Genomic DNA, 20595 nt, shown 5'->3' with positions numbered 1-20595 from the left:
CGAAGCGGTTGAGTGACTCAAAAAGCTTATCATTCCGAGCTTTTTGGGTCACTCAACCGCTTCACTGTATTTTTGCTCCTTCCGATTCCATTTCTAATTCCATGAAAAAAAATCTACTTGCCGTAGCTTTTCTGCTCTTGAGCGGCAGTGGCAGCCAACATCTATTAGCCCAAAGCCTGGACCCGCAGTTCACCCCGCCAAGCATGTACGGCGTCGGCACTGTGAACAATGCCATTGAACAGCCCGATGGCAAACGGCTGGTGATAGGCGATTTCCGGCGCGCGAACGGTACCAGCACGGGTACGCTGGTGCGCCTGACTGCGACGGGTGCCCTCGACCAGGCCTTCCAGCAAAACCTGGGCTCCCTGACCAACGCCTACAAGGTAGCCTTGCAGGCCAACGGACAGATGCTGGTGACAACCCTTTCGACCACCCCCATCACGGCGGGCGGCATCACCCGCAACAGCGCCATTCGCCTGAACGCTGACGGCACCGGCGATGCCAGTTTCAGCCTCGGCACGGGCATCAGCAACGCGACCAGCGTGGTCTACATCGACAACATGCTGCAGCTGCCATCGGGCAAAATCATCATCACGGGCGCTTTTGACCACATCAACGGCGTGGCGGCCAACAACATTGCCCGGCTCAACTCCGACGGTTCCCTGGATACTACCTTCAACTCGGGGATGGGCAGCGATGAAGAAATTGAGTCGGTGGTTCTGCTGTCCAACGGCCAGCTATTGATTGGGGGTTATTTTACCACTTATAACGGCAGCCCGGTCAACGGCCTGGCCCGCCTGAATGCCGACGGCACCCGCGATGCGTCGTTCATAACGCCCCTGGGGCAATACGATGAAGCCAGCAACATTGCCGTGCAGCCCGACGGGCGCGTTTTAGTCTCGGGGTCCCTGAGCGTGAGCGGCACTAGGGGTATAATCCGGCTGCAGACCAACGGCAGCCTGGACAACACCTTTGCTCCAGCCGCAACAACTCCCTATTCGACCTACTCCTACTACGGCAATGCTTTTGAGCTGCAGCCCGATGGCAAAATCGTCGGCATCAGCGCAACTGGTGTAAGTTCGGGCGGCAGTGCCGCTTCGCGCGTTTTCCGCCTCAATTCGGATGGGACGCTCGATGCTGCATTTCTGGTTGGCACCGGTCCGAATGCCATGCCCCGCTCTGTCACGCTGCTGGCAAGTGGCAAAATCCTGGTTTCGGGCGGGTTCACCAATTTCAATGGCACCCTCGACCGCAACCTGATTCAACTCAATTCGACGGGTACGATTGACGCCACCTTTCAGCCAGTGATTCAATCCCTGGGCACCATTTCATCGGTGGCGCTGCAACCCGACGGCAAAATGGTGGTTGGGGGTTCGTTCACGGAAATCAACGGCCAACTGATGCGTCGGCTGGCCCGCGTGAACACCGATGGCACGCTGGACGCCACGTTTGCGGGCAATACCGCTTTCGATACCAACCCTTCGAGCCTGGCGCTGCAGCCCGACAGCAAAGTCCTGGCATCGTCGCTCGATAAAATGCTGCGCTTCCTGCCCACGGGAGCCGCGGATAACAGCTTCGCCGTCGATTTCACGGGCAGCCAACTCACGCGCACGCTGTTGCAGCCGGACGGGAAAATCCTGGTGGCCGCAACTAGCGCCATCCGGCTGAACGGCAGCACGACCAACAGCCTGGTAGTGCGCCTGCAAGCGAACGGCACCCAGGATGCCACGTTTGCGACGGTGGCTCCGGGCACCAACAGCAATACCAACTCCCTGCATACCATCTACGCTATGGGCCTGCAGCCCAACGGCAAAATTCTGCTGGGGGACGGGTATTACGGCACCCAAGGCGGTTTTAAAGCTGCCATTATGCGCCTGGATAGCAACGGAGCCATTGATGCCACTTTTAATCGCAGCGAATTTACCCTGACGCAGCAGCCCAGCGTGATATACGCCCTGGTGACGCAACCCGACGGCAAAATTCTGGTGGGGGGCAACTTCGACACGAACTGGAGCACCACCCGCCGGAGCCTATCGCGCCTGAACGCGGACGGCACCCTCGACACCGGCTTTACGCCACCGACCATCACGGGCTACATCAATTCGCTGCTGGTGCAGCCCAACAACCGCATCCTGCTGGGCGGCACCTTCACTAGCGCGGCCCTGCCCACCAACCTGGCCCGGGTGCTGGCCAACGGCCAGGCCGATGCCACGTTTGGCAGCACAGTTGTGCCCAACAGCACCGTGCGCGCCCTGCTGGTGCAGCCCGACGGCAAGCTCGTAGTGGGCGGTTCCTTCTCGGTCCTGAGCGGCCAAACCAGTGTGGGACTTGCCCGCATCGTTTCGGCTAATGTGCTGCACGTGCAGGCCCCGCAGGCCGTGGCCGCCCGCACCCAGGCCTGGCCCGTGCCCGCCCACACCGCCCTCACCGTGGCCCCCGACGCCAGCGCCCACCCCCAGGCCCTCGACCTGCTCGACGCCCTCGGCCGCGCCGTGCGCCACCTCGAGCTCAACGGCGCTGCGCCGGCCTCGCTGGCCCTCGACAACCTGCCCGCCGGCACGTACCTGCTGCGCGTAACCTACGCCGAAGGCGCCGTGACCCGCCGCGTACAAGTGCAGTAAACTGTTCTGGTTGATATTCACCAAAAACGGACGAGCCGGCTGGCTCGTCCGTTTTTTTGTGGGCCTGGGCCACTGGCCGGCCCTACCTTGCAACCTATGCTGCTGCTCAATAACCAACTTTTGCCCGCTGCCGCCCTGCCCCTGCCCAATCGCGGCCTGGCGTTCGGCGACGGCTTTTTTGAAACGCTGATTTACGCCGACCACCGCCTGCGCCTCGCCGCCGACCATTGCCAGCGCATGCAGCAGGCCGCCGCCGCGCTCTACCTAACCCTGCCCCCGGAGCTGGCCACGCCCGAAGCGCTGGAAACCACCCTTGCCCGCCTCGCCGCCGCCCACAACCTGCCCGCCGCCCGCCTGCGCCTGCAGCTCTGGCGCGCCGGCGGCGGCCGCTACACCCCCACCACCGAGGCCATCGAATGGCTAGCCACCGCAGAAGCCTTCGTGCCGGACGAAACGCCCATTGAAAAAGCTTATTTCGCGCGGGAAACGCACTCCATCTATTCCCCGCTCAGCTTTTGCAAAGGCCCGCAGGCGTGGCTCTACGTGCGGGCCGCCCACGAGCGGCAGCAGCGCGGGCTCGATGAAATTATCCTCTGCGATGCCGCTGGGCACGTAGCCGAGGCGGGCGCGGCGGCCATTTTTTGGGTGAAGGACGAGGTGCTGTTCACGCCCTCACTCGAAACAGGTTGCGTGGCGGGCGTGCGCCGGGCACAGGTACTGCGGACGGCGCGGGCGGCAGGCGTGGAATGCCGCGAAGGGCTGTTTGGAGGAGAAAAGCTGCTGGCCGCCGATGCCGTTTTTACGGCCAATGTGACGGCTATAAGAATAATTAAACAGGTGGACAGCGATGTTTTCGCGGAGCCGGACCCAGCAATTATTGCATGCGGAACCGACTGGTAATGGTAATAGTGTCAGCGGCAGCACCCGGTTCAAAACGCACCAATTTCATTACGCGCACTATTTCAGCTTCTAAATCCGTCAACCCTCGGGCGTAGTAAAGGGGAACTGCATCGCCGATTACTTCGCGTCTGGTGATTATTACACTCCCCACACTACCATCGGTCATCACTGTAAGGCGAGCGGAAAAATTGCCTTCTATTTCAGCCCGCATCGTATTGGCCGGATAGGTCAGCTTACTGCCGGTGAACTGGTAAAACGGCTTTGCGGCTTTCAATTTGACCGAATCCGGCGCGTGCCAAAAGCGTGGTATAACCGGTGACAATGGCTGAGCGACGGTCTCGGACTTCGTCGGCGGCTTGGGAGGTAGCGCTGACACAACTGGCAGGCCACGTTGCAAATGCAGCGGCATTCCCGGTGCCGCATAGGTTTGTGCGTGCGCCAAGTGGCCGAGGACGCAACCAATAGCCGTTAGTATTCCATGTTTCATGCCGCCTTCTAAACGGCAACCGGCGCTTTTATTGCGGGCCAGGGCTCATAATTCTCCAGCTTGAAGTCCTCGAATTGAAACCCGAAAATATCCGTCACCGCCGGGTTGAGGCGCATCTGCGGCAGCGCTTTGGGCTCCCGCTCCAGCTGCAGGCGCGCTTGCTCCAGGTGGTTGCTGTAGAGGTGGGTGTCGCCGCCGGTCCAGATGAACTCGCCCGGCTGCAAGCCCACTACCTGGGCCACCATGAGGGTGAGCAGCGCGTAGCTGGCAATGTTGAAGGGCACGCCCAGAAACACGTCGGCCGAGCGTTGGTAGAGCTGGCACGAGAGCTTGCCATCGGCCACGTAGAATTGGAACAGCGCGTGACAGGGCTGCAATTTCATGTCGGGCAGCTCGGCCACGTTCCAGGCCGAGACGAGGATGCGGCGCGAATCGGGCTGCGTTTTTAGCTGCTGGATAATCTGCGTAATCTGGTCGATGTGGCCGCCGTGGCCGTCGGGCCAGGAGCGCCACTGGTGGCCGTACACGGGGCCGAGGTCGCCGTTGGCATCGGCCCACTCGTCCCAGATTTTCACGCCATGCTCCTTGAGGTAGGCAATGTTGGTGTCGCCCTTGAGGAACCACAGCAATTCGTGGATGATGCTCTTCAAATGCACCTTTTTGGTGGTCACCAGCGGGAAGCCCTCGGCCAAGTTGAACCGCATCTGCGGCCCGAAAATGGACACGGTGCCGGTGCCGGTGCGGTCGGTTTTCACGGTGCCGGTGTCGAGGATTTGGCGGAGCAGGGCTTGGTATTGGCGCATGGGGTGAGGAATTCTACAAACGTAATCAGAGGTAAAAATAGTGGATAATCGCAGCGGCATTCTTGCCCAAGCATTTTCAGGCTAGGTTTGTAAGAACGTAGTCTAATCCGCTAATGCTATTCAAACATGAGCAATGAACGTCATCAGCTAGCAAACTATAAAAGCCGAGTAAAACACATTTTTCTGCCGCTCATTTGTTGGTTACTTGTAGTTGCCTGCTATTGGACTGACTTCACAAGTGGACTCATATTCTTTGGGTTGTGCGCGCTTGTCTTAACCTACCCCTTGCTTAACTTAAAGCAGAAAAGTATTTTCACAGGTACCGAAGGCCATAAAGCAGAAACCAGAAAGGACTTTAATTTCATCTATAATGATTTGGGCAATTTCACTTATTCTACAAGTGGTTTTGATGCGTTATTGAACAGTCAAAATATTCACATCTACTGGAAAGATATTCGAGCAATTTTTGGGTATAAGGCAGACTTATTTACCACTGATTTGATATGCATGGATATTCACAGCGCTGAAAAGGTGCTGCGTCTGACGGAAGAAACGGCTGGATGGTATCAATTTAATAGTAAAATGGCCGGACAGTTTCCGTCCATAGACCCAAAGTGGTGCATTGATATTGCTTCACCTGCTTTTGAAACAACCTTGACGTTGTTGTATGAGAAAGATGGGATGGAATTGTCACAAGCCATCACAGTTTATTATCCACAGCAAACCAAATAATGGAATTTAAGTAATAAAAAAAGCCGCCTCGTTTCCGAAGCGGCTTTTGGTTTCTCAGCAGCGGCCGAAGCCGGAGCACTTACAGCTTGGTAGCAGCCTCGGGCTTGGCGGCGGGCTTCACGCTGGCGGTTTTGCCGCCTTTCATGCAGCACGAGTGGCCGGCGGCCATGCCGTCTTTCGAGCACGAAGCCTTCATGTCTTTGGTGCAGGCTTCTTTCTTGCCTTTTTTACCGTCTTTGTCGTGGCCGTCGTGGGCAAAAGCGGTGGTGCCGGCGAAGGCAAACAGGGCGAGGGCGAGCAGGGTATTTTTCATGGGAAACGAAGTGGGGTGAGGGGATGAAAGCAACACAACGGTTAGCAGGCCCTAAGATACACGCAGGCGGCGCTTTTCTGATGGGCAGGCGGGCGCTTTATTTCAGCTTCTGTTCCAGGAGCGTGATGATTTCCTTGTTGCCGCTTTCTTTGGCCAGCGCCAGGGCGTCTTTGCCGTCGTCGTCTTTGGCGCGGGCATCGGCTCCGCTGCTGAGCAGCAGCTCGACTAGGGCCTTGTTGCCCTTGCCGACGGCGGCCATCAGGGCGGTGCCTTTGAATGCATCGGGCTGGTTGACCTGGGCCTTGTTCCTGAGCAGCAGCTGCACCAGCGGGAGGCTGTTGTTGGTGGCGGCGGTGATGAGGTAGGTGGTAGCGAAGCCGGGCACTACTTCAATCACGGCATTCGGATTGGTCCCGGCGGCGAGCAGCGCTTCGGCAGCGGCGGCATCATTTTTCAGAATGGCTTTTTTCAGGGCCTGGGCCGGCGCGGGGGTTTGGGCATGGGTGGCAAAAACGAAACTAAAAAGGGCAACAGTAAGGAATAATGTTCTTCTCATAGCTGCTATAAAGGCAAAAATTTGTGGGGCAACGAAACCACAAAGATGGGCCTACCAAGGCCGGTATTTGCGCCCAATTTGCTCCTGCTACAATAAGTCAAAGTCCTTGTGTGAAAAGTAACACCAGCGCGCCCGAATGGCCGATGCAGTCCGCCGGAAATGAACCGGCATTGCGTTTTAATAAGACGTGGAAACCGAAACAATTGCCGAAACCGGGGCGTTGCTGGTAGCTGCGACGCTTGCACGGCCGGGCTACGGTTCGGCAGTGCGGCCGGCGCTGCAGAAATGATTAGGCGGCCGTTGCGGCCGTGTCCGTGCCCGCTCTCTTATGTCCCTACGTCGCTACGCCCATACCACCCTGCTCGTGCTGGGCCTGCTCACCGCCCTGAGCGCCTTTTTCGTGGCGCAGCTGCGGTTCAACTACAATTTCAACGACTTCTACCCCGCCGGCGACCCCGACCTGGACTATTACCAGGGCTACACCCAGCGCTTCGGCAACGACAACGACTACCTGCTGCTGGGCGTGGAAGCCCCGGCCGGCCGCACCGTGTTCGACCCCGCCTTCCTGGCCCAAATCGACTCGCTGACGCACTTAGCCAAGCGGCTAAAGAACGTGCGGCACGTCACCTCGCCCACCACGCTGGCCAACACCGTGGTTGAGGGCCTAGGCGTGTTCAGCCTCCCCTACCTGCACCCGGCCACCTACCGCGCCGACCCCGCCCGCCGCGCTGCCGACTCCACGCTGATATACCGCACGCCCGGCCTCACGGGCAACGTGTTCAGCCCTGATGCCCGCGCTCTGGCGCTGGTGCTCCAGCTCACACCCGACCTCGAAAAGCCGCCCGGCGACTCGCTGTTTACGGCCCTGCGCGGTGGCCTGGCCCGCCTGCACATTCCGGAGGAGCGGATGCATTTCGCGGGCCGCATCGTGGCGCAGTCCGTGTTTGTGGACCGGCTTAAGTGGGAATTGGTGGTGTTCATGTCGCTGTCGGTGCTGCTCGTAACGGGACTGCTGTGGCTCACGTTTCGAACGTGGTGGGGCGTGGTGCTGCCGCTGGTGGTGGTGCTGGGGGCCATCTTGTGGGGGCTGGGCATCATGGCCGCGTTCGGGGTGAGCATCGATTTGATGACGGCCCTGCTGCCGCTCATGCTGTTTGTGGTAGGCATGAGCGATACCATTCACATCATCAGCCGCTACGTGAGCGAGTTGGGCTACGGGGCCAGCAAGCGGGACGCGCTGCGCGTCACCATCAAGGAGTCGGGGTTTGGGTCGGGGCTGTCGGCGCTCACCACGAGCCTGGGCTTTTTCACGCTGATGACGAGTACTATCCGGCCCATTCACAACTTCGGGCTGTTCACGGGCATTGCCGTTATTCTGGCGTTTGTGCTCAGCTTCACGCTGCTGCCGGCCATGCTGGTGCTACTGGGCAAGCCCCAGATGCGCGAGCCGCGCCGCCAGGGCCACAGCTGGGACGGCGTGCTCGGCCGCCTGTTTCGGCAGGTTCTGGTGCGGCGGCGGCTGATTTTTACCGTGAGCGGGCTGGTGCTGGCGGCATCCATCGGGCTGGCTACGCGGGTGCACATCAATTCCTCGCTGCTCGATGATTTGTCGAAAAGTGACCCCGTGCGACAGGATTTTGCCTTCTTCGACCGGCAGTTTGCCGGCGTGCGGCCTTTTGAACTGGAGCTGAAACCTGCCGGCGGGCGCGACATTTACGACCTGGCCGTGCTGCGCCAGACCGAGCAAATCGAAGCATATCTGGCAAATACGTATGGCCTGCGCTTCGCCGCCTCGCCCGTCACGCTGGTGAAATCGGTGCGCAAGGCCCTGCACGGCGGCGGCCTGGCCGACTACCGCTTGCCCGCCTACACACTGGAAATGCGCAGCCTGCGCGGCAAGCTCCGCCAGTTCCGCAAAAAGCCCGAGTTCAGCGCCCTGGCTCTGCCCGATGGCTCGGCCGGCCGCCTCACCGGCCGGATGGCCGACGTAGGCAGCATTCGGGCCGATAAGCTGAACGACGCCCTGCGCCGCTACCTGCGCACCCGCACCGACAGCACCGTGCTCCGCACCCGCCTCACCGGCTCGTCCAACCTCATCGACAAAAACAACGAAAACCTGACCCTGAACATGATTCAGGGCATGGCCATCGACGTGGCCATGGTCACACTCATCGTGTTGGCGCTGTTCAAATCCCTGCGCATGACGCTGGTGGTACTCATCCCCAACCTGCTGCCCATCATCATCGTGGCCGGCGTGATGGGCCTGGCTGGCGTGAACATGAAGGTGAGCACCAGCATCATCTTCACCATCGCCTTTGGCATCGCGGTCGATGATACCATCCACTTCATCAGCAAGCTGCGCCTTACGCTGGGCAAGGAGCCAGATATTTTCAAGGCCGTGCGCTACACGTATCTGCTGGCCGGTAAGGCCGTCATTACCACCTCGCTCATTCTGGTGGGCGGCTTTTCCACGCTGCTGTTCTCGAAGTTCGACGGCACGTTCTACGTCGGCCTGCTCATTGGCCTCACGCTGCTGTTCGGCGTGGTGGCCGAGCTGACGCTGCTGCCCCTGCTCATACTGTATTTCTACAAGCGGCCGAAAGCGGCGGCAACGTTACCAGCCACTAACCGCAGCAGTCAGGCGCCGGCGTAAGTTCTCCAGAACGTCCTGTTGGGGTGAATTGGTGATGTTTGCCAACAGGCTCCGGTAAACGGAATCAACTTTAGGTGTAATCTGCTCGGCCCTGAGCAAATCCACTGCTCCCTCGGCGGCATCGTCCGATTGGAAATAGGGCAAATTTTGTTTATCCCGATAGGACACGATGGTGTAGGCCAAACTGGCATTTCGGTTGACAACCTGCTCCAACGGCACTTCCGGCAGTTCACCGCCGGCCCAGTGCGGAGTCACCCCCCGGCCGGAATTCCAGCGCACGTGCGAGACAACGCACCGCAAACCACGCGGCGTGGGTTGCAGGTTGACGCTGTACAGAACAAAAAGCCCGGTGGCCTCCTCGCCAAACAGCCAGAGCACCGAATTTGGCAAACCCGCGTAGGTGCGAAACTGAGCGCCGGAAAGTTTTAGCTCTCTGAAATGGCGCAGGTTTTCAGCAGTGTACGGCGTCACTTTCAGGTACCACTGTCGGACTTTGGCTTGCCGCTTGGCTTCCGTCCGAACGCCGGGCGGCCACGGCAGCAGCCCGCGGAACTCTATTTTCCCGGTTTTCGGATTGCGCGGCCAATCCTGGGCCGACGACTGGTAGGCCAGCAGAAACAAGCAGAACAGTACAAGCCGGGGCATCATGCCCTAAAGCTACCGGGTAAACCGGGTTGGAACCTGATTCCAACTTATCTGAAAAAATGACTTAACTTTGCATCTCAAAGTTCTTCGAAAAAAAGTCATGCAATACTTCGTGCCGCCCAATTCCATTGTGCGCCGCATCTGGGGCACCTCCGATACGGTGCTGTTCATCTTTGCCGGGGCAGCGGCCGAGTTTGCGCTCAATAAAGCCGTGGACTGGCTCTATTTCACCGGCCGCCTGCCCGCCGACCCGCTGGCGCGGCTCTTCTCCACGGTGGACTACGCCCGGCGCATCTTGTTTGCCGACCGCGCCGGGGCCGAGCGGGCCATTGACAGCATTGCCGCTATTCACGCGGCGGTGGAGGCCAGGCGTGGGCGCGCCATTCCGGCCTGGGCCTACCGCGACGTGCTGTTCATGCTCATCGGTTACTCCATGCGGGCGTTTGAGGTGCTGGAACGACCCCTGACCGATGCCGAGCGCGAGGAAATTGTGGACGTGTTTTACCGCGTGGGTCACCGCATGGGCATTCCTGAATTGCCGGCCTCCTACTCCAAATGGCAGGTCGCGCGTGAGCAGCACCTGAACCAGGACATGGCCGTGAGTTCTTACACCGACGATTTGTACGTGCAATACCGACGGCATTTGGGCGGGCCACGCTACCGACTGCTGCGCATGGTGCAGGGGCTGGTGGTGCCGGCCCGGGTGCGGCAGCTTTTGCAATTGCCAGTTGGTGCTTTCATAAGCCCGGCCGTGTTTTTTTACCGTCTGACGCGGCACTGGCAGGCGAGCCAGTCGGCGAAGAATGCCATGCTGCCGACGGAATACCGGGCTCGGATTCAGGCCCTGGATTTGGCTCCGTCCGGACCGGCCGAACCAGCTAAGGCATTTGCGCCGGCCCGCCAGTGCCCCATGCATCAAAGCTGATTACCCACGCCGGGCTTTAATCGTCGCATGATTCGGATTCGCAAACGGTATTTACTGGCGGCCAGCTTATTATTTCTGCTGGAAGTATTCATCGCCCTTTTCGTACACGATAAAATTATTAGGCCCTACGCCGGCGATTTTCTGGCCACTATCTTCCTCTATTGCCTTGCCCTGGGCTTGCTGAAGACAGCCCCGGTGAAAGTGGCCCTCGGCGTATTGCTCACGGCTTATCTGATTGAGGCCTTGCAATATGTACACCTGTTGAGCTGGCTGGGCTGGCAGCATTCGCGGGTGGCGCGCATTGTGCTGGGTAGCCGGTTTGAGTGGGTTGATATGCTGGCCTACACGCTGGGCATTGGGCTGGTGCTGGGCATTGAGGCAGGTTTGGGCGCAATCCGCTCGAGGAAGATTTTCGGGACAAGCGCGCTTGACCAGGGGAAAACCGCGAACGCCGGATAGCAAATTCATGTTCTGCCGGCCACAATGCCCTATTTTTACTCCAAAATCCAGCCTATGAAATCTTATTTTTCCGCCGCGCTCACGCGCTTGTTTCTGCTGACCCTGCTGGCCTCCGCTGGCCTGTTTACCACCGCCTGCAAGAAGGACGACCCCGAAATAGCGGACTACAGCGCGGTTGACCAGGAAACTATTACGAATTATCTGGCGGCCAACAACATTACCACGTCTCAGAAGCAGCCATCCGGCTTACAGTTCATTCCGGTCAGAACAAACGCCAATGCGCCTAAAGTGACTGCCGGCACTTCGGTAGCGGTGCTCTACACCGGCCATTTGCTGGATGCGGCCGGCACGGTGTTCGATGCTTCCGCCAAGCACACCAACCCGCTGTTGACCTTCGTGCCGGGGGCGAACCAAATAATTGCGGGCTTCGACGAAGGGGTTTCGCTGATGCACGTGGGGGATAAGGCCGAATTCCTGCTGCCTTCCGCGCTGGGCTACGGCACGAAGGCGGTGGGCAGCATTCCGGCCAATTCGGTGCTGCGCTTCGAGGTGGAAGTAGTGGACGTGCCAACGTATGATGACAACCTGATTACGACTTACCTGGGCACCAAAAGCATTACCACGGCTCAGAAACAAGCCTCCGGGCTGTACTTTCTGCCCGTAACCACCAATGCCAGCGCCGTGCGGCCGGCCATCGGGAATACGGTAACGGTGCTCTACACCGGGCACTTATTTGATGCGACCGGCACCGTGTTCGATGCCTCTTCCCTGCACAACAATGCACCGATAAGCTTCACGTTTGGCCGCGGCCAGCTCATTACGGGCTTCGAAGAAGGCATTGCCCTGATGCACAAAGGCGACAAGGCCGAGCTGATGCTGCCTTCGGCGCTGGCTTATGGCGTGCAGGGTTCTTCCGGCGGCATCACTCCCAATTCGGCCCTGCGCTTCGAGGTAGAAGTGGTGGATATAAAGTAGAACAGTTTATCAGCCAATAACGCGGAGCGGCGCTACCGCACCCGGGCCAGCAAGGCCGCGTGGTGGGGGGCGCGGCTCAGCATTTCCACGTTGCCGAGCAGCACCAGCTGCTGGCGGGCGCGGGTAAGGGCCACGTTGAGCTTACGGTCGACCTGCCCGGTTTCATCGGGCGACACCATGAGTTCCAGCTGGTGCTCGTGGTGGCAGCAAAAGCTCACGATGATGACCTCGCGCTGGCTGCCCTGGTAGCGCTCTACGGTATCGACGCTGACCTGGGCCAGTGCGGGTAAACTCAGCTCGCGGGCCAGCTGGGCCAGCCGGGCGCGGATGCGGGCCGCCTGATTGCGGTAGCTGGCAATGACGCCGAGGGTGGTTTCGGGGTTGAAAGCGGGGCCGAAACCCTGGGCCACGTAGGCAGCAGCCCGGGCTGCCAGCTCGGCTTCCTGCGCCGATTCCTTCATGGACAAATCCTCGGGCTGGCGCTGGGTGGGCACAAAAACCACCCGTTGGCGGCGCAGTGCGGCCGTGAAATCATCGGCCGCCGCGGGCCAGGCGGCGCGGTCGAGCGGGGCCGCCTGCCAGGGCAGCGGGCAGCGCAGCTGACCCTGGTAAAATTCTTGGTTGACGAGCACGGCCAGTTCCTGGTGCATGCGGTACTGGTCGGCGAGGGTGCCGTGGGCGTGGGGCCAATGCGCTTCTGCCCGCCGGAACAGGCGCTCGAAGTAGGAGTTGCGCAGGTTGGTGAGGCCGAGGTTCTCGCGGAGCAAATCGGCCACTTCGGGGGCTACGGCGCTGGTTTCGGGCTCCTGGGCCACCACGGCGGGCAGCTGGCGGTGGTCGCCGATGAGGATGAACTTTTTCACCTTGGCCAGCAGCGCCAGCATCGGCGATTCCAGCACCTGGCTGGCTTCGTCCACCACGGCCACATCAAACTGTTTGAGCATGAACAGCTCGGGCTTGCCCAGCAGGCTGGCCACCGTGCCCACGTAGAACGGCGTGCCGGTGAGGCGGGCGCGCACGGTCTGGCGGCTGGCGCAGTCGGCAATCATGGCATCGAGCAGGTAGGGCCTGTATTGCGGCGACGTGCCCAGGCGCGAGCCCACCCGGATGAAGGGCAGTTTGGCTTCTACCAACTGCTCGCAGATTTCGTCTACGGCGCGGTTGGTGTAAGCGGCCAGCAGTACCTGTTTGTCCTGTTTGTAGAGATTTACGGCCAGCTCGCGCAGTACGCTGCGGGTTTTGCCAGTGCCGGGCGGGCCGCAGAGTACGAACCAATCGGGCGCGGCCAAGGCGCGGGCCACCACTTCGGGGGCCGTGGTGGCGGGTGCGGCGGCCGGGTTCCAGCCCTCGGGCTCGCGCGGGCCGGTGCGGGCCAGCAGGCGCTTGCGACGCTCGGGGCTCAGGCCGAGGAAGGACGAGAGGCCGGCCCACTCGCGCCGGAAGGTGTCGTAGGTATCGGGCTCCAGGGCCCAGTGCGAGTGGCCCAGCAGGTAGCGCGGGGCCATGCGGCGGTTGCGCACGCTGAGCACCACGCGGCCATCGGCCCCGAGGTCTTCGGCGAGGACGACTTTTACTACCTGCGCGTCCAGCACACTGAGCGACTGAGCAGCGGAGTGACTGAGTGAGTTTCCAGCCGTTTCTCCAGGAGCTGAAGCTGCAGCAGTTTCGCGGGTATTGCGGCGCCGCGGGTAGAGAATGAGCGTATCGCCGGCGCGGAAGTTGACTTCGCGGCCACCGGCCGGACGCCGGAAAATGAGGTGCGGGCCAAGGCCGTTGCGGGCGTCGTCGGGCGCGCCGCTGTGGTCTTCGATGAGTTCTAGGTCATCGAGCAAACTGAAATTCTGGTATTTGCGGGCCTGGGGCAGCAGCCAGAGGCCGGCCTGGCCACCGGCATCGCCGGGACGGGCTTCGTCGCCGAGCAGGGTGAGCCGCATTTCGCGGGCTGCGAAGCGGGCCAGTTCCAGGCAGTAGGCGCGCTCCACGGGGTCGGCGGCGGCCCAGGCGTTGGCTACTTTTTCGGCCTTGGCTTTGCCGAAGGGTGGCAGGGCCGTGAGGTTGGGTTGCAGCACGGGGGCCAGCAGGTGGGCCGTCTGGCGGGGGCCGGTGGCGCGGGCCAATTGCAACTCGGTGCCCACGAGCTGGTTGCGGGCCGAAAGCAGCCGGTCAATCAAATCCTGGTCCTGGTCGACGCGGCGCACGGCGGGTTGGCCGCTGGCCGCGTTGGAATACAAAATGCTGGTGCGGCCCCGGCCGGCGGTTTCGCCATCGGCCCCAAACACCGATTCGAGCAGCAGGCGGTAGAGCTGGGCCTGCGCGGCGTGGTTGGTCCAGGGCTCGGCATGAGGCACTTTAGTCGAGCTTTTGAGCTCAATGAGGTCGTAGCCGGTGCTGCTTTCGTGCAGCAAATCGAGCCGGCCCTGCAAGCCGTAGGTGGCCGAAAGAAAGGTAGGTTCGAGGAAGCAGTCGGCCAGGCGCAGGGGCTCCTGCTGGTAGCCGGTGCGGCTAGCCGCCACGAAACCCAGGGCGCGGGTTTCGCGCAGGGTGCGGTGGTGGCGGCGCAAGTCGTTCAGGAGTTCGGGCACGCCGGTGCGGGTCTGAAACTCGGGCAGCGTGCTGAGCGAAAGCGGCGCCGAACGGAAAAGCCGGCCCTTGAAGAAGGTTTCGAGGTCGAATTCTTTGGCGGTCAGCTGCTCGCTGTCTGGGGCTTCTTCGGTCTCGTCAGCTCCCGTATCAGCAGAGGCAACTACGTGGCCGGCCAGCTTCGCCAGCCGTTCCAGTTGCTGCCGTTTTTTGGTGGCTTCCCGCTGTGATTTCAATTCTTCCTGCCGGCCGGCGTGGCTCACTTCCTCGTCCAGCAGCAGGTTCACCAGGTTTCCGAGCACCAGCGGGCGCGAAATGTCATCGGGCAAAAAGGCATTCAGCAGCGCCCATTCAGGGATGGTGCCGTCGCGCTGGGCGCACTCGGCAATGGTTGTCACGCTGATGAGGTAGTCGGGCTCCAGCACCACGCGGCGTGCGCGCACGCTGCCATCGGCCAGCAGCACCGGCCCGATGAGGTGCAGCGTAGGGTGCAGCGCAGCGGCCAGCGGCAGCACGTTTTCATACGCCGCCGGCAACACCAACGCAAAGGGGCCGGCGGGGCGACCATCGGCGGGCGCGCCCATCTCAACGGTAAGCGCGCCGGTGGCCAAGTCAGCGTGCAGCACCCGCACGCGCCAGGTGGTGCTGGCGGCGGCTTCGGGAATATGGGCACCGGCATCAATGGCAATTTCCGCCGGTTCGGTGGGCGCGGCGGCTTCGACAAGTGGCTGGGGCAGCGCGGGGCCGGCATAGGCCGCGCCGGTGAGGTGCAGCACCAGGGCCGCCACCGCCGCGAAGCCCTGGGCGGCTTCGGCGCGGGTGCCGGCGTAGCTTTCGTGCACCACCAGGTTGGCGGCCAGGCGCAGGGCCTGCAGCTGTTGGCGCAGGGCGGCGGGCAGCTCGTGGGTGTAAGCGGCCTGGCCGATTGCCTGGTTGAGGTCGATAAACGGGGCCTCCCGGGCCTTGCAGTCGTCGCGCAGTACGGCTTCGAGCAGCTTGCGCAGCTTGGGGAGCTGGTCGGCGGGTGCGGCGGCGGGGTCAGCGGCCAGCGCGGCAAGGCGGGAGTAGTAGCGAGTGGGCATCGAACAGGTAGAGAAATAGCAGCCGGACTTATAAAAGTAACGGTTTTCTAATTTCAACCGGCCCGCTGCCGGCCGGGTTAGCGGGCCGCGCTCAGGCCCACAGGGGCGGCCAGCGGGCCTTCTTCGTACATGTTGAGGTATAGCTTCATTGGCTCCTTCTGCCCTTTCCAGGCGATGGTGTACACGTCGAGCTGGCCTTGGTTATCAACCCCGCCGCCTTCAATTTTGAAGGAACAGCAGTTGCCTTCGTGCTGGTAGGCAATTAATTGGCCTTTGGGTCCGAGCAGGGCATTGAGGTAGCGCTGCTGGTTGCGCACGCCAGCTTCTTTGCCGCCGCCAACTCGCACAGGGTTGGTTTCCGTAAAGCCGTAAGTGGGGTCGGTGCTGGTTTCCTGAATGAGGAAAGGCAGCACGCCGCTGCCGCCTTTTTCGTAGAGGCCTTCCGATGCCGCACCGCCGTAAGTGGGCGGTGTTTTCGGCCGGGCCGTTTCGCAGCTCCACACGCTCAGCGCCCCGAGCAATACGAGGCTGCCTTTTTTCATTAGTCGAATTCCCTTCATGCGTACTTCCGTGTTGTTTTCCTGGGTTGACAGTTTGCAAATAACCACCCGCCGCCAATTGTTTCGCACCCTGGCACTCGGCGGCGGCCTTATGTTGAGCGTGGCCACAGCCGCCCAGACGCCGGCTGTGAGCCCCGATTCGCCCCTGCCCGGCCTGCTGGCCGAGCGCAAAGCCCTGACCGACCGCTACCGCGAAGCCAGCGCCCAGCGCCACAGCCTGTTCGGCAACAAGCCATCCAAAAAAGACTTGCAGGAAGTGGTGGATGCCCTGCAAGGCATCGTGGACAAGGACCAGCAGATTGTGGACGTGCTCAACCGCACCGCCCAGGCGGCAACTACCACCTCGGCCCGCCTGGCGGCCACCACCACCCACCTCGAAACCAGCTCGCGCGACGACCGCAACCTCACGGCCCAGCGCCTTTCCGAACTCACCAACGAAGCCGAAAACCTGCGCCAGCGCGAAAAGCAGCAGCTGGCCCACCAGCGCGACCTCGAAGCCGAAGTGGCCGAAGCCAAGCAGGGCCATTTCGTGCGCGATGCCCTGATTGCAGGCCTGGCCGTGCTATGCGTAGGGCTGGTAGTGGCACTGCGGCGACGCAAGTAGGCGTACTTTCGAGGCATGTTGGCCACCTTTCCGTTTCAGCTCGCCCCCGCCCCACCCCCTATTTCGCCCGAATACCAGCTGGTGATTTTTGCCGATGTGGGCGGGCTGGAGGACTACTACGCGCTGTTTCAGCACTTCGGCTTCGGCGGCACGCCGGCTTCCTGGGCCGAGCACCTCGAAACCATTGTGGAAGAGCACTGCCCCGCGCTGCTCGATGAGATAGAGTTCACCGAAAGCGGCCAGACGTTTGTGGCCTACGCCAGCAGCCCGGCCCTGGCCGACCAGTTTCTGGCCTGCGTGTTGCCGTATTTTGGTTCGCTGGCGCTGCTGCGCAAGTACCTTAGTCAGGCCGACCCGGACGACTTCTTTGCGTGAAGCCGGATTTAAGGCAGCAATGCCTCAAAATCCCCGTTACTTTTAGGACTTGCCCTGCCCCGCATGATTTCCTACTCCGAAGCCCAGGCCCTCGCCCTCATCACCGACCCCGGCACCCTCAAACGAGGCCAGGAGCTGCTGAAACCCGCCAAATGGGCCAATCTGGGCCGCACCGATACTGCCGCCTGGGGCGACTGTGCCGGCAGCGGCAGCAAGCCCTACCGCACGGGCATCGACCTGGCGGAACCAGCTTTTAAATGCAGCTGCCCCAGCCGCGTGTTCCCCTGCAAGCACGGCGCGGGCCTGCTGCTGCTCATGGCTCGCCAGCCGGAGCTTTTTGGCGGCAACACCCCGCCCGCCTGGCTGGAAGAGTGGCTGGAAAAGCGCCAACAAGCACAGGAGAAAAAGGCAGAAAAACCCGCTGCTAATGCGGCCAAAGCACCTGTCGTATCGGCGAAACAGCTTGCTAATGCCGACACTCCGGGCGCTGCTTATCCGGAAGTATTGCCGGATGGCGAGGCCGCCGGGAAGCCCGTTGAGGCCACGCCTGCCGTTGCCCCCAAGCGCCTGGCCCGCATGGCCGCCGGGGCCGAAGACCTCGTGGCCTGGTTCGAAGACCTGATGCGCGCCGGCTTGGCTTCGCTCGACAAGCAGCCACTTACGTTTTGGGAAAGCCAGGCCGCCCGGCTGGTCGATAACCAACTACCGGGCCTGGCCGCTACGGTGCGCGAGCTGGCCACTCTGCCCCACGCCCACGCCGACTGGCCCGCGCGCCTGCTGGGCCGCCTGGGCGAACTGTACTTGCTAACCCGCGCCTTCCAGAACCTTCCCAACCTCGCCCCGGAGACACGGGCCGATATACTCCAACAAGTCGGCATCAACCTGAAAAAAGAGGACCTGCTCGCCATCGCCACCCCCGTAACTGATTCCTGGCGCGTGCTGGGCCAGTTCCGCTGGGATGAGGACCGCCTGACGGCCCGCCGCACCTGGCTGCACGGCCGCAACACCGGCCAAACGGCGCTGGTGCTGGAGTTTGCCTTTGGTGGCCAGCCCTTCAGCACACCCTTTATTCCGCACGGCGCTTATCTGGGCGAACTAGCTTTTTACCCCGGCCTGCTGCCGCTACGGGCCGCGCCGGTCAATGTCCGGTTCGATGGCACGGTACCCGCCGGCGTGGTACCTGCCGGTCAGTCCATCAGCCAGCTGTTGAACGACTATTCCGATGCCCTCGCCCACCAGCCCTGGCTGCGCGAATGGCCCGCTACACTCACGCAGGTGCTGCCCACGCCGCTGCCCGACGGCCGCTGGCTGCTGCACCACGCCACGGAGGCCGGAGTTTTGCCGCTGCGCCTGGTTGATGAAAATTATGGCTGGCAGCTGCTGGCCGAAAGCGGTGGCCAGCCGATTTCGCTCTTTGGTGAGTGGGACGGGCTGGCTTTCAGGCCGCTGAGCAGCTGGGTTTCCAGCGTCTCACCGTTCGCTTCTTCTCCTGGCTCCCTTTCACAGGAAGGGGAAGTGCCCACCCGTGCAGCCCAGGAATCAGCCGACTTATCCTATCCAATGGAAATGGGACCGGAGGGTGCTGAAAGAAACGGGGCGTCTCCCCGGCCGCAGCCGGATACGGCTCAACTCCTGCGCGTGGCCCTGCTCGGAACACGCCAGAGTGGTGAGTTCATTCCCACTTTCCCGACTGCTGCCGAAACGCCCGAACAGCAGCTGTTACTAGCGGCCGGCACGCTGGCCCTGATGCAAAAAGCCGGCTACCGCCCGCCCGCCGCCACGGGGCCACTTTTCGCACCCGCGCCGCCCGAGCTGCTCCCGACCGTCGGCCCCAAAGGCACCAGCCACCTGCACCAGATGCTGGTCAACTCCCTGCACCTGGAGCTGCTACCCGACTACCTCATCCGCCTGGCTGGCCGCGACCTGCTGGTGCCGCCGGCCCTACTGGTGCCCTTGCTGCGCCACGCCGCTCGCTCGGCCGAAACGCGGGCCGTGCTGGGGCCGGTGCTAGGCGCGCGCGGCCACTGGATGGCTTCGCTGAACCCGGAATGGGCCAAGCTGGCTGATAAAACGGCAGCCATTGCCCATGCAGATACCGGTGTCAGTATTTGGGAAACCGGCACGACGCCCCAGCGGCTGGCTTGGCTCACGGAGCGTTTTGGCCAGGCGCCGGACGAAGCCCGCGCCCTGCTCCTGGCCGCCCTGCCCACCGAGCCAGCCAAAATCCAGGAAGCCCTGCTTGATATTCTGGCCCGGCACCTGCGCCCCGACGCTGAGCCCGTGCTCGAAGGCTTGCTCAAAGCCCGGGGGCAGGATGTGCGCCGCCTGGCAACGGAGCTGCTGGTGCAACTGCCCGGCGCCGCCCTTACTGAGCGGTTGTGGGTCCGCGCCGCGCCACTCATCACGGCCAAACGCAAGCTGCTGGGCCTGGGCAAGCCCACGCTTGAAATTACCCTGCCCACCGCCTGGGACAAATCCTGGCTGCTTGATGGCATTGAAGAAAAAAACGGGCGCTTCGAGTACCGCATCAGCACCACGGCCGGCAACCAAACCACGCTGGGTCCGGCCGCCGGCCGCCTTGGCAACCTGGTGGGGCTGCTACCGCCCCGGCGCTGGACCGCTCACCTGGGCCTCACGCCCGGCGAGCTGCTCGCGGCAGCGCTGGCCTCCGAATGGCCGCTGCCGCTGCTGCCCAGCTGGGCACACAGCACCCTGCTGCACCGCGACGCCGCTTTTGCCAGCGCCTTCCTGCAGCTGTGGCAGGAGGAATTGCCCGCTCTGGAAAAAGCCAATTGCGCCCGCGGCATCGACTGGGGCCGGCTGGCTGCCCTCCTGCCTGCTGCCGAGCAACGCACGCTCCTGCTCACGCCCACCATCGAGCGGGTGCGCCGCCAGCAGGACGACTGGGCGCTGGGCCTGGATTTCGTGCCCGCGCCCTGGCCCCGTGCCCTCAGCGCCGCCGTACTCGAAACCATTGTCCGGCAGCTCACCAAAACGGCCGTGCTCTACGAATTCAACGCCCCGCCCTACAACCTGCGACAGTTGGCCTGGCTGCTGCCCCAAACCGTAGCCCCCAGCCTAGCGCCGGCCGATGCCGCCTGGGCCATTCAGCAGGTAGAGGCCATCGAGCAGGTGCACGCCGTTTTTCTGCCCCAAATCCATACGTTTGTCGATACCCTGCGCTTCCAGGCCGATTTGGAACAGTCGCTGAATGAGTAGAGACGCAATATTTTGCGTCTCGTCGTTGAACGGCCCGAACCATTCCATTCTGTGCAGTCAGAACAACATCAGCAATGACAAGACGCAAAACATTGCGTCTCTACAA

At 62.0% G+C, this 20595-nt stretch carries 17 protein-coding genes; 10 read left to right on the top strand and 7 right to left on the bottom strand.

The window, feature by feature from the left end:
* The first annotated feature begins 101 nt into the window (after window positions 1-101).
* Both I7X13_RS03220 and I7X13_RS03215 read left to right on the top strand, forming a co-directional pair.
* A complete protein-coding gene (locus I7X13_RS03220) occupies window positions 102-2621 on the top strand; it encodes a T9SS type A sorting domain-containing protein (protein ID WP_198074330.1) in 2520 nt (839 codons plus the stop codon).
* 96 nt (window positions 2622-2717) lie between these two features.
* Window positions 2718-3521: an aminotransferase class IV gene (locus I7X13_RS03215; protein ID WP_198074329.1), complete on the top strand. Its 804-nt coding sequence runs from the start codon at window positions 2718-2720 to the stop codon at window positions 3519-3521.
* On the opposite strand, the gene I7X13_RS03210 is transcribed toward I7X13_RS03215, so the two are convergent.
* Together I7X13_RS03210 and I7X13_RS03205 are read right to left on the bottom strand one after the other, a co-directional pair.
* Window positions 3496-4008: an energy transducer TonB gene (locus I7X13_RS03210; protein ID WP_198074328.1), complete on the bottom strand. Its 513-nt coding sequence runs from the start codon at window positions 4006-4008 to the stop codon at window positions 3496-3498. The two genes, I7X13_RS03215 and I7X13_RS03210, sit on opposite strands and share 26 nt — an antisense overlap.
* 8 nt (window positions 4009-4016) lie before the next feature.
* Window positions 4017-4811: a thymidylate synthase gene (locus I7X13_RS03205; protein WP_198074327.1), complete on the bottom strand. Its 795-nt coding sequence runs from the start codon at window positions 4809-4811 to the stop codon at window positions 4017-4019.
* Between the two features lie 126 nt (window positions 4812-4937).
* On the opposite strand from I7X13_RS03205, the gene I7X13_RS03200 reads away from it, so the two are divergent.
* Complete coding sequence (locus tag I7X13_RS03200; protein ID WP_198074326.1) at window positions 4938-5543, top strand: hypothetical protein; 606 nt, start codon at window positions 4938-4940, stop codon at window positions 5541-5543.
* 79 nt (window positions 5544-5622) lie between these two features.
* On the opposite strand, the gene I7X13_RS03195 is transcribed toward I7X13_RS03200, so the two are convergent.
* A complete protein-coding gene (locus tag I7X13_RS03195) occupies window positions 5623-5856 on the bottom strand; it encodes a hypothetical protein (RefSeq protein ID WP_198068320.1) in 234 nt (77 codons plus the stop codon).
* Between the two features lie 97 nt (window positions 5857-5953).
* Window positions 5954-6412 (bottom strand): ankyrin repeat domain-containing protein, encoded by a 459-nt coding sequence (locus I7X13_RS03190; RefSeq protein ID WP_198074325.1) that lies wholly within the window; start codon window positions 6410-6412, stop codon window positions 5954-5956.
* A 328-nt stretch (window positions 6413-6740) separates the two neighbouring features.
* Here I7X13_RS03190 and I7X13_RS03185 point away from each other — a divergent pair, with 328 nt between their 5' ends.
* A complete protein-coding gene (locus tag I7X13_RS03185) occupies window positions 6741-9065 on the top strand; it encodes an efflux RND transporter permease subunit (RefSeq protein WP_198074324.1) in 2325 nt (774 codons plus the stop codon).
* Here I7X13_RS03185 and I7X13_RS03180 read toward each other — a convergent pair.
* A complete protein-coding gene (locus I7X13_RS03180; RefSeq protein ID WP_198074323.1) occupies window positions 9027-9713 on the bottom strand; it encodes a hypothetical protein in 687 nt (228 codons plus the stop codon). The genes I7X13_RS03185 and I7X13_RS03180 overlap by 39 nt on opposite strands.
* Window positions 9714-9810: 97 nt before the next feature.
* Here I7X13_RS03180 and I7X13_RS03175 point away from each other — a divergent pair, with 97 nt between their 5' ends.
* Genes I7X13_RS03175 through I7X13_RS03165 form a run of 3 tightly spaced genes read left to right on the top strand, consistent with a single transcriptional unit; the run spans window position 9811 to window position 12069 of the window.
* Window positions 9811-10635 carry an oxygenase MpaB family protein gene (locus I7X13_RS03175; protein WP_198074322.1) on the top strand — a complete coding sequence of 275 codons (825 nt, stop codon included), beginning with the start codon at window positions 9811-9813 and terminating at the stop codon, window positions 10633-10635.
* A 27-nt stretch (window positions 10636-10662) separates the two neighbouring features.
* Entirely contained in the window at window positions 10663-11094 is a 432-nt protein-coding gene (locus tag I7X13_RS03170; RefSeq protein ID WP_198074321.1) for a ribosomal maturation YjgA family protein, read from the top strand.
* A 54-nt stretch (window positions 11095-11148) separates the two neighbouring features.
* Complete coding sequence (locus I7X13_RS03165; RefSeq protein WP_198074320.1) at window positions 11149-12069, top strand: FKBP-type peptidyl-prolyl cis-trans isomerase; 921 nt, start codon at window positions 11149-11151, stop codon at window positions 12067-12069.
* Between the two features lie 32 nt (window positions 12070-12101).
* Here I7X13_RS03165 and I7X13_RS03160 read toward each other — a convergent pair whose 3' ends face one another.
* Window positions 12102-15731, bottom strand: coding sequence for a DEAD/DEAH box helicase (locus I7X13_RS03160; RefSeq protein WP_198074319.1), 3630 nt, complete (start codon window positions 15729-15731; stop codon window positions 12102-12104).
* Window positions 15732-15808: 77 nt separating this feature from the next.
* Window positions 15809-16273 carry a hypothetical protein gene (locus tag I7X13_RS03155; protein WP_198068312.1) on the bottom strand — a complete coding sequence of 155 codons (465 nt, stop codon included), beginning with the start codon at window positions 16271-16273 and terminating at the stop codon, window positions 15809-15811.
* Between the two features lie 16 nt (window positions 16274-16289).
* On the opposite strand from I7X13_RS03155, the gene I7X13_RS03150 reads away from it, so the two are divergent.
* The 3 genes from I7X13_RS03150 (at window position 16290) to I7X13_RS03140 (ending at window position 20489) form a co-directional block, all read left to right on the top strand.
* On the top strand, window positions 16290-16895 hold the full coding sequence (locus tag I7X13_RS03150) for a hypothetical protein (protein ID WP_198074317.1): 606 nt from the start codon (window positions 16290-16292) through the stop codon (window positions 16893-16895).
* 15 nt (window positions 16896-16910) lie between these two features.
* The gene (locus tag I7X13_RS03145) at window positions 16911-17270 is read left to right on the top strand and encodes a hypothetical protein (protein WP_198074316.1); all 360 of its coding nucleotides are present in this window, start codon (window positions 16911-16913) and stop codon (window positions 17268-17270) included.
* Between the two features lie 63 nt (window positions 17271-17333).
* A complete protein-coding gene (locus I7X13_RS03140; protein WP_198074315.1) occupies window positions 17334-20489 on the top strand; it encodes a DUF5691 domain-containing protein in 3156 nt (1051 codons plus the stop codon).
* Window positions 20490-20595 lie beyond the last annotated feature (106 nt).

The organism is Hymenobacter negativus (genome assembly GCF_016056375.1).
Lineage (GTDB): Bacteria > Bacteroidota > Bacteroidia > Cytophagales > Hymenobacteraceae > Hymenobacter > Hymenobacter negativus_A.
The sequence above is the reverse complement of the archived record's forward strand: the minus strand, read 5'-3'. Positions and strand labels throughout refer to the sequence as shown.

Excerpts from the sequence above, each read along its gene's own strand:
- I7X13_RS03180 (WP_198074323.1), bottom strand. The coding sequence starts at position 9,713 with ATGATGCCCCGGCTTGTACTGTTCTGCTTGTTTCTGCTGGCCTACCAG.
- I7X13_RS03190 (WP_198074325.1), bottom strand. The coding sequence starts at position 6,412 with ATGAGAAGAACATTATTCCTTACTGTTGCCCTTTTTAGTTTCGTTTTT.
- I7X13_RS03155 (WP_198068312.1), bottom strand. The coding sequence starts at position 16,273 with ATGAAAAAAGGCAGCCTCGTATTGCTCGGGGCGCTGAGCGTGTGGAGC.
- I7X13_RS03140 (WP_198074315.1), top strand. The coding sequence starts at position 17,334 with ATGATTTCCTACTCCGAAGCCCAGGCCCTCGCCCTCATCACCGACCCC.
- I7X13_RS03195 (WP_198068320.1), bottom strand. The coding sequence starts at position 5,856 with ATGAAAAATACCCTGCTCGCCCTCGCCCTGTTTGCCTTCGCCGGCACC.
- I7X13_RS03150 (WP_198074317.1), top strand. The coding sequence starts at position 16,290 with ATGCGTACTTCCGTGTTGTTTTCCTGGGTTGACAGTTTGCAAATAACC.
- I7X13_RS03200 (WP_198074326.1), top strand. The coding sequence starts at position 4,938 with ATGAGCAATGAACGTCATCAGCTAGCAAACTATAAAAGCCGAGTAAAA.
- I7X13_RS03220 (WP_198074330.1), top strand. The coding sequence starts at position 102 with ATGAAAAAAAATCTACTTGCCGTAGCTTTTCTGCTCTTGAGCGGCAGT.
- I7X13_RS03165 (WP_198074320.1), top strand. The coding sequence starts at position 11,149 with ATGAAATCTTATTTTTCCGCCGCGCTCACGCGCTTGTTTCTGCTGACC.
- I7X13_RS03215 (WP_198074329.1), top strand. The coding sequence starts at position 2,718 with ATGCTGCTGCTCAATAACCAACTTTTGCCCGCTGCCGCCCTGCCCCTG.
- I7X13_RS03175 (WP_198074322.1), top strand. The coding sequence starts at position 9,811 with ATGCAATACTTCGTGCCGCCCAATTCCATTGTGCGCCGCATCTGGGGC.
- I7X13_RS03160 (WP_198074319.1), bottom strand. The coding sequence starts at position 15,731 with ATGCCCACTCGCTACTACTCCCGCCTTGCCGCGCTGGCCGCTGACCCC.
- I7X13_RS03185 (WP_198074324.1), top strand. The coding sequence starts at position 6,741 with ATGTCCCTACGTCGCTACGCCCATACCACCCTGCTCGTGCTGGGCCTG.
- I7X13_RS03170 (WP_198074321.1), top strand. The coding sequence starts at position 10,663 with ATGATTCGGATTCGCAAACGGTATTTACTGGCGGCCAGCTTATTATTT.
- I7X13_RS03205 (WP_198074327.1), bottom strand. The coding sequence starts at position 4,811 with ATGCGCCAATACCAAGCCCTGCTCCGCCAAATCCTCGACACCGGCACC.
- I7X13_RS03210 (WP_198074328.1), bottom strand. The coding sequence starts at position 4,008 with ATGAAACATGGAATACTAACGGCTATTGGTTGCGTCCTCGGCCACTTG.
- I7X13_RS03145 (WP_198074316.1), top strand. The coding sequence starts at position 16,911 with ATGTTGGCCACCTTTCCGTTTCAGCTCGCCCCCGCCCCACCCCCTATT.